The organism is Endozoicomonas sp. SESOKO4 (assembly GCF_024606275.1).
Genome location: NZ_JAHHPS010000320.1, coordinates 1 through 1,156 on the forward strand (window position 1 = coordinate 1; position 1,156 = coordinate 1,156).

The 1,156-nt window shown below is 50.1% G+C and carries 2 protein-coding genes; one reads left to right on the top strand and one right to left on the bottom strand.

Annotated features, from left to right (window positions below):
• Positions 1 to 520, top strand: a 520-nt coding sequence (yidC, locus tag KDK16_RS06020; protein WP_257275165.1) for a membrane protein insertase YidC, incomplete at its 5' end; no start/stop codon positions are given.
• Between the two features lie 106 nt (positions 521 to 626).
• Here yidC (KDK16_RS06020) and yidC (KDK16_RS06025) read toward each other — a convergent pair.
• Positions 627 to 1,156 (bottom strand): membrane protein insertase YidC (yidC, locus tag KDK16_RS06025; RefSeq protein WP_257275167.1); only part of this gene is annotated, 530 nt, incomplete at its 5' end.

The window sequence follows — 1,156 nt, forward strand, 5'->3', positions numbered from 1 at the left end:
GGTATGGCGTGATACCTTCTACGCTCAGCTGAAGCGTGATGGTTCAGAAGACCCGAGCTCTGTGAATTCCAGTGCACCCATGAATACTTACCTGGGGGCTGCTGTCCGTTCACTTGACGAGCCATACAAGAAGCTGCCTTTTGATGATTTCAGCAAAGAGCCTTTCAAGGAAAGAGTTGATGGTGGCTACGCAGCCATTCTTCAACACTACTTTGTAAGTGCTTGGGTGCCAGACCAGCACAAGCCTCACAATTACTACACCCAAGTATCTCGTAACAACGAATACTTTATGGTGGGTTTCTACAATGACCCTCTGGTAGTAAATCCCGGAGAGAAAGTGACCACCGGTGCGACACTCTATGCAGGTCCTAAAGACCAACCTGCTCTGAAGAACCTGGCAGACGGCCTGCAGCTGACCATGGACTTCGGTATGCTTTGGTTCCTGGCTCAACCATTGTTCATGTTGCTGCAGTTTATCCACTCTCTGGTGGGCAACTGGGGCTGGGCAATAACTGGCTGAGAAAAATAATCGCGTAGTCTAATTCAAGGCGTGGGCTGGCGCTATGGCCTTCAAACATCTAAAAAAAACGGACCGTCACAGTCCGTTTTTTTTGAGAGGTCCAGACTCAGGAGTCTTCCCTCTCGATCTTTCGGGTGATGATGTATTGCTGAATAATCGACAGAATGTTGTTGGTTACCCAATACAACACCAGACCCGCAGGGAACCAGAGGAAGAATACGGTAAAGATCAGTGGCATCAACTTCATTACCTTGGCCTGTACAGGATCGGGAGGCGTTGGGTTCAGCATCTGTTGTGCAAACATTGAAGCCCCCATGATCAGCGGCAGGATGAAGTAAGGGTCCATCTGGGACAGATCCTGAATCCAGCCAAGCCAGGGGGCCTGACGCAGTTCTACAGACTCCTGCAGTACCCAGTAAAGGGCGATGAATACCGGCATCTGAACAAGAATCGGCAGGCAGCCACCCATTGGGTTTACCTTCTCTTTCTTGTACATCTCCATCATGGCCTGAGACATCTTCTGACGATCGTCGCCATATCTCTCTTTCAGCTCCTGCATCTTTGGCCCCAGCTTACGCATTTTAGCCATAGAGCGGAAGCTGGCCTGGTTCAACGGATAGAATACTGCCTTCACGC